This is a genomic window from Streptomyces sp. NPDC059994, assembly GCF_042737755.1.
GTDB lineage: Bacteria > Actinomycetota > Actinomycetes > Streptomycetales > Streptomycetaceae > Streptomyces.
The window spans coordinates 1-6,542 of record NZ_JBHWUR010000195.1 but is presented as its reverse complement, the minus strand read 5'-3'; the positions used below and the strand labels follow the sequence as shown (position 1 = coordinate 6,542).

Annotated in this window: 7 protein-coding genes; 2 read left to right on the top strand and 5 right to left on the bottom strand. The window is 71.5% G+C overall.

Annotated elements, in window-relative coordinates; genetic code table 11:
* Together ACFWA7_RS39485 and ACFWA7_RS39480 are read right to left on the bottom strand one after the other, a co-directional pair.
* Positions 1-185, bottom strand: a 185-nt coding sequence (locus ACFWA7_RS39485; RefSeq protein ID WP_385827992.1) for a hypothetical protein, incomplete at its 3' end; no start/stop codon positions are given.
* An 87-nt stretch (positions 186-272) separates the two neighbouring features.
* Positions 273-1,211: a hypothetical protein gene (locus tag ACFWA7_RS39480; protein WP_385827990.1), complete on the bottom strand. Its 939-nt coding sequence runs from the start codon at positions 1,209-1,211 to the stop codon at positions 273-275.
* A gap of 86 nt (positions 1,212-1,297) precedes the next feature.
* Here ACFWA7_RS39480 and ACFWA7_RS39475 point away from each other — a divergent pair, with 86 nt between their 5' ends.
* Positions 1,298-1,804, top strand: coding sequence for a MarR family winged helix-turn-helix transcriptional regulator (locus ACFWA7_RS39475; RefSeq protein ID WP_385549967.1), 507 nt, complete (start codon positions 1,298-1,300; stop codon positions 1,802-1,804).
* Between the two features lie 253 nt (positions 1,805-2,057).
* Here ACFWA7_RS39475 and ACFWA7_RS39470 read toward each other — a convergent pair whose 3' ends face one another.
* From ACFWA7_RS39470 to ACFWA7_RS39460, 3 genes are all read right to left on the bottom strand, one after another.
* Positions 2,058-3,068, bottom strand: a complete 1,011-nt coding sequence (locus ACFWA7_RS39470) for an isopenicillin N synthase family dioxygenase (protein WP_385549965.1) — start codon at positions 3,066-3,068, stop codon at positions 2,058-2,060.
* 336 nt (positions 3,069-3,404) lie between these two features.
* On the bottom strand, positions 3,405-3,830 hold the full coding sequence (locus ACFWA7_RS39465; RefSeq protein ID WP_385549962.1) for a hypothetical protein: 426 nt from the start codon (positions 3,828-3,830) through the stop codon (positions 3,405-3,407).
* 297 nt (positions 3,831-4,127) lie between these two features.
* Entirely contained in the window at positions 4,128-5,762 is a 1,635-nt protein-coding gene (locus tag ACFWA7_RS39460; protein WP_385827988.1) for a M4 family metallopeptidase, read from the bottom strand.
* A 360-nt stretch (positions 5,763-6,122) separates the two neighbouring features.
* Between ACFWA7_RS39460 and ACFWA7_RS39455 the strand changes: the two genes are divergently transcribed.
* Positions 6,123-6,515 carry a nuclear transport factor 2 family protein gene (locus ACFWA7_RS39455; RefSeq protein ID WP_385827986.1) on the top strand — a complete coding sequence of 131 codons (393 nt, stop codon included), beginning with the start codon at positions 6,123-6,125 and terminating at the stop codon, positions 6,513-6,515.
* Positions 6,516-6,542: the final 27 nt, after the last annotated feature.

Below are 6,542 nucleotides of genomic sequence, written 5' to 3'. Positions count from 1 at the left end.
CGTCGACCGGCGTCGACGAGGGCCCCGGCGTGCGCTGGGCGCGCGTCCGCCCTTACGGCCGACTGCTGCTGTGGGGCCTTGGCGGGCGTCGGCCCGGCGTGCGCCGGCAGGACGCCGATCCCGGTGACGGCCATCGCGACGACGGCGCCGTACGCGAACGTGGACTTCCCCCGTACCGTGGTCATGGAATCGTTCCTTTCCTGAGTGGTCCCCGGAGGACTCATGCCCTCGGTGTGCGGAACACCCTAGGAATCCCGGCTGCCGCCTGGCATTCACCGTGGGATTGAACCCATATGAACTTCGGTGGCAGTCCCGGAGGGCGACTCATACCTGGGCGGTAGGTCGCTCGCGGTGGACGGCGCGTGTCCGGCGGGTGGCGCCGTGGGGTCCGCGCCGGACAGGAACGCCGCTGCCTGTGCCTCGATGTGGACGGCGCCCAGCGCTCCCGCCCAGCGCGCGATCTCGCGGGCCAGCGCCTCGGCGCCCGCCGCGTCGCCGGTGGTACGGGCGAGGACCGCGAGCAGCATCTGCTGCGAGAGCGTGCCGGGGACCAGACCGGCCCGCGCCCCCAACTCGGTGGCCCGCTCCCAGCGTTCGCGCGCCCGCACGGGGTCGCCGTGGTCGTGGTCGTGATCGCCGAGGTGGCGCAGGGCCTCACGGGCGAGGCGGTCGTCGCCGGATTCGGCGGCGTGCAGCGCAGCCGCGTAGTGGGCGGGCGCGGCGTCGCGCTCGGCGAAGAGGTTGTCCGTGATCAGGCCGAGGTACATCTCCGCCCAGCCCGCCCGTACGGAGTCCGGGGCCCGCTCGCGCAGCGCCGCGGCCCGGCGCCGGACGTCGGCGAGCACGTCCGCGTCCTTGCCCTCCGGGCCGAGCCGGAAGGTCCCGCCGACGAGGATCTGGCCCGCGTAGTCGTGCCGCAGCCGCAGGAACGCCAGGTCCCAGCGGCCGTCGGAACCGAGGTCGGCGGCGGCCTCCTCCGCGGCCTCCAGGCGCTTGGCCGTCAGGTCGGTCCCGCCGAACCAGTCGTTCTCCAGGGCGACTTCGACCGCCGCCAGGGCGATCCGCGCCCGGCCCTCCCGGTCGCCCGGGGCCGCCGCATCGAGCAGAGCCGCCGCCCGGCGCCACCGTCCGCCCCGCGCCAGCTCCAGAGCGGCCGCGACCACGTCGTCGACCGGGACCCAACTCCTCGTACTCACCTTGGTGTTCGTCATGGCGAGGAAGGTAGTTATCCGAAAAACTATCCACAAGGAAACTACTTTGGGCGTAAGCCGTGCGAGACGTGACGAGGGGGTTTGCCGTGCCTGAGGACTCGGCCGATCGGCAGGTGGCGCACTGGGCGCGGGAGCTGGACCCGTACGACCCGGTGAAGGAGGCGATCATGATGCGCCTGGCGATCCTGGGGCGGCACCTCGCCCGTACACGCCGGGAGACCCTGGACTCGGACGGGCTCAGACACGCGGAGTTCAAGATGCTCCTGATGCTCCGCCGCGAGGGCCCGCCGTACACCACGAGCCCATCCGGTCTCGCCGATCTGCTGGGCCTCACCCGGGGTGCGCTGTCGTCCCGGCTCGGGCCGCTGGAGCAGGCCGGTCTGATCACCCGGGCGACCGACGCGACCGACCGCCGCCGTGTCCACGTACAACTCACCGCGGCCGGGCATGAGGCGCTGCGGGGGCATCTCGACTCCGAGGGCCGGGGCGAGGAGGCCCTGCTCTCGGTGCTCACCGATGAGGAGAGGCACGCTCTCGCCGGTCTGCTGCGCAAGCTGGTCGTGGGCGTCGAGGTTGGGCCCGGGGCGCCTTGACGCCCCTGGTCACCCTGATCGGCCTGCCTGGTCACGCTGTGTGACCGCGTGGGCATCACCCGCCCCGCCGCCCACAGCGCGCCCTGGCGCAGCCGGATTGGCCACTTTAAGTGTCCGCACGACCCGTGCATTTCACGGAAGTACGGCGCAAGCTGGAATCGGAGCCGGGCCGTCTATCCCCGAGCAGACGGCCCCGCTTCGTCCGGGGCGCCGCCGACCGCGGGAGGACGGCGCCCCGTAAACGCGCCCGCGCTCAGCCCGCCAGCTCCGGGTGGTGCAGCCGCGCCACCTGCGGGTGGGCCCGCAGCCAGCCCTTCAGCTCATTGCGGCCGTACTCGGCGTGCAGCGGGTTGTCGGCGCTGTGCGCCACACCCGGCGCGTGCGCCAGATAGTCGCCGGGGACCGTGTCGATACGGGCGTCCAGGCGCGGGTTGTAGAAGAACGGCACCGAGTACCGCTCCACCGCTCCGGGCGGCGAGACCACCCGGTGGTCGGTGGCGGAGAGATAGCCCTCCGTCGCGATCTCCAGGAGCTCACCGAGGTTGACGACGAAGGCGCCGGGCAGCGGCGGAACGTCCACGAAGCCGTCCCCGAGCCGGACTTGGAGCCCGCCCACGGAGTCCTGGAGCAGCAGCGTGAGGAAGCCGTAGTCCTTGTGGGCGCCGACACCCTGACCGTCGCCCTCGGGCGCGCTGCCGGGGTAGCGGATCAGCTTGGTGTGCAGATGCGGGCGCTCCGCGAAGGCGGCGTCGAAGAAGTCGGCCGGGGCGCCGATCGAGGCGAGCAGCTCCTGGAGCAGCCGGTGCGCGACGGCCGCGAGCCGGTCCTGCCAGTCGAGCACGACGGTGCGCAGCTCGGGCAGCGCGTCGGGCCACTGGTTGGGCCCCTCCAGCCAGCGGTACGCCGGGTCGTCGGGCCCCACCACGGGCGCGGGCCGCTCGGCCCCGACGTCCAGCTGGTCGCGCCAGTCCGAACGCCCGCCCGTCAGCTCGTGGCCGATGCGCGTGTAGCCCCGGAAGTGCGGCGAGCGCAGATTGCTCAGAGCGAGCCGGTCGGCCTCCGGCAGCGAGAAGAACTCCCTGGTCAGCCCCAGTATGCGGGCGACATCGGCGTCGTCGATGCCATGCCCCGTGAGATGGAAGAACCCGGTGTCGCGAGCCGCGCGGTGCAGCCCCTCGCGGAAGGCGTCACGCGTGGCCGGGTCATCGGCCTGCGAGAGGTCGACCACGGGGAGGGAGGTGGGAAGCAGGGTGGTGCTGGACATGAGCGGGTTCCGTTTCCGTTCCGGGATGCACGGAGGTCCTGTTCCCGGGGTTGGCGGGAGGACGGCCGGGACGGATCGGCGTATGGGTGCGCCGGAACCGGGGGGACCGCGACAGGACCGTTGGCAGAAGGGCGAAGGGCCGGGGCGGGCGGAGAGCCGGGCCGGGGCCGTGGCCGCGAAGGCCGCGAGGGTCAGTCCTGCGGGCGACAGCTCATGCTGGTGACGCGCACGTAGTCCACGTGTCGGCGCATCACGAGAAGAGTCATGCCATGAGGGTACGCCCGCGGCGCCCGGTCGCGGAGGAGACCTTCCCCACACCCCTGCTTCACGCCCGGTTCAGGTGCCGGCCAGGTTGATCTCCGCCCGGGAGCGGCACGGCTGCCGCTCAGGGGCCCACTGGGCCATCCCCTGCTTCCTCGGCTGCCGTCCCGCCGCCCCGTCGCGGCAACCCTCCACCCGTAGTCCAGGGTTGTGGCCCGCCTTCTCCCCACCCCGCCCGTCCGGCCGCCACCGCTCGCAGCCGCCCTTGAGCAGCTTGCGGGCCCCGGCGCCCGTCCGGTCGTAGGGGCGTGCGCGGGAACCCGCGATGAACCCCGACTCGTACGCGATGTCGTCGGCCCACGGCGGCCGGTCGCTGTACTCCCAGATGGTTACGGCCGTCGACCTGCGCGGCAGGCCCGCTGATCCGATCGGGGCAACCCCCCGCCTGCCTACCGGGCCCGGCGTCCCGGGTTGGCGAGAGTCGTACGCGATCAGCCGCACGCGCCCGCCCGCCCACCAGCCAAGGGACCCCCATGCTCCGTCGCCTCGCCGTCGTCCTCGTCAGCCTCTCCGCCGCGGCCTGCCTCACCGCCGGAACGGCGGCGGCGGCCGGCGTCTCCTCCGACGATTCCCGGGAACTGACGCCCCGTTAGCAGGCGGGCCTCCAGTTCGCGGGCCATGTGCTCGGCAGCCTCCTCGGCGGTTCGCCGCTGCGCGGTGCGGGCCTTTGAACACAGCGGGGCGGGCGCCCACCCCTGCCGGGGGCGGGCGCCCGCTTTCATCCGGTCCGCAGCCGGATCAGCTGACGCCGACCGCGGCCCAGGCCGCGTTCACCGCCTTGTACTCGGCGCTGCTCGCGCCGTAGAGCGCGCTCGCCGCGTTGAGCGTGGCGGTGCGGGCGCCCGCGTAGTTGGTCGTCGACGTCATGTACGTGGTGAGCGCCTTGTACCAGATCTGGACGGCCTTGTCCCGGCCGATGCCGGTGACCTTGGAGCCGTTGGACGTGGGCGAGTTGTAGCTGACGCCGTTGATGGTCTTGGCGCCGCTGCCCTCCGAGAGCAGGTAGAAGAAGTGGTTGGCCGGGCCCGACGAGTAGTGCACGTCGAGGTTGCCGAGGCCGGAGTACCAGCTGTCCTTGGACCCGCCGTCCTTGCTCGGCTTGTCCATGTACCGCAGCGGCGTGCCGTCACCGTTGATGTCGATCTTCTCGCCGATGAGGTAGTCGCCGACGTCGGTGGAGTTCTTCGCGTAGAACTCCACCGAGGTGCCGAAGATGTCCGAGGTCGCCTCGTTGAGGCCGCCGGACTCACCGCTGTAGTTCAGGTTGGCGGTGGCCGCCGTCAGCCCGTGCGACATCTCGTGCCCGGCCACGTCCAGCGAGGTCAGCGGGGCGTTGTTGCCCGTGCCGTCGCCGTACGTCATGCAGAAGCAGCTGTCGTCCCAGAACGCGTTGACGTACGCGTTGCCGTAGTGCACACGGCTGTAGGACGCCACGCCGTTGTTCTTGATGCCGTTGCGGCCCAGCACGTTCTTGTAGAAGTCCCAGGTGACCGCCGCGCCGTAGTGCGCGTCGACGGCCGCCGTCTGGGTGTTGGAGGCAAGCCCGTTGCCCCACACGTCGTCCGCGTCGGTGAGGAGCGTTCCCTTGCCGGAGGTCTTGTGGGCGAGGTCGTACGTCTTGTGGGCGCCCCGCGCGGAGTCGCTGAGCTGGTACGTCGAGCCGGAGAGCGTGGTGCCGACGGTCACCTTGCCGCTGTACTCGCTGTTGCCCGTACCGGTCTTGACGGCCTGCCACTCCGAGAGCTTCTTACCGGTGCTCGCGTCCGTGACGACGTGCAGCTGGCTCGGTGTGCCGTCGTCCTGGAACCCGCCGACGACCGTCTCGTAGGCGAGCACCGGGGTGCCGGTCGCCGCCCAGATCACCTTGCGCGGCGCCTGGTCGGCCGTGGCCTTCTGAGCGCCCGCGCCCTTGGCGGTGGCGAGCGCCTTCTGCTGGACGGTGGCCGCGCCGAGGGCGGGGGTGGTGGAGGCGACCTTGATGGCGGCTCTGGTCGCCTTGGTCACGCCCGCCGACTTGCCCGCCTTGGTCTCGTGCACGACGAGGTCGCCGCCGAGGACGGGAAGTCCGGCGTAGGTGCGCTCGTAACGGGTGTGGACGGTGCCGTCGGCGTCCTTGATGACATCGCGGACGACCAGCTTCTCCTGGGCGCCGAGGCCCAGTTCACCGGCGGTCTTCGCGGTGGTGGCGTTCGCCTCGCGGATCAGCTCTGCCCGCTGGGAGGCGGAGAGGCGGAGCGGCTGCGCGGACGTGCCGTCGCCTGTGGGGGAGGCGCCGGCGGATCCGGAGGCCAGGCCGGTGAGGCCTGCGGCGAGCAGCGCGGCGGCGGCGACGGAGCCGGCGACGCGCGTAGAACGCGATATACGAGAGGTCACGCGAGCGTCCCTTTCTGAGGGGGGAGGTGTGGGGGTGCGGGTGCCACGTGCGAGCACAGCGTTGCAGCAGGGGCGCGTACATGTCATGGAGGTGTCGACAGAATGACCGGAAAGCGTCAGCGGGGGAGGGAGCCGGGGCGGAAGAGGAAGTCGCTTTCCGGTCAAGGGATTTCGGGAGTCCCAGGTCGTCGTGGGTCAAGCTGTGAACCGGCTGTGACGTTCCGTGGTGGCTGGAAAGCGACCTTCGATGTGAAGGGAGCGGCGTGGGAATGAGGCCTGGACGTGCGGCCGAGGTGTGACTACTGTCTTCTGCACCTACTCAAAAAATTGAGTATTCGAGGGGAGAGGTGGCTGATGGCGATGAGCGCCTTCCGCAAGGCCGTGGAGTCCGGCGACCACGCCGCGATCGAGGAACTGCTCGCGGAGAACGTGGTGTTCACCAGCCCGGTGGCGTTCAAGCCGTACCCGGGCAAGGCGATCACGGCGGCGATCCTGCGGGGCGTGGGCCGGGTCTTCACCGACTTCCGCTATGTACGGGAGATCGTCGGCGCAGACGGCCGTGACCAGGCGCTGGTCTTCACGGCCAAGGTCGGCGGGCTGGAGGTCAACGGCTGTGACTTCCTCCACTTCGACGAGGACGGTCTCATCGACGACCTCACGGTGATGGTCCGCCCGCTGTCCGGTGCCCACGCCCTGGCCGAGGCCATGGGGGCCCAGTTCGACCGCATCCGCGCGGAGGCGGCCGCGGGCTGAGCGCCCGCGGCGGCACACGACGAAGCC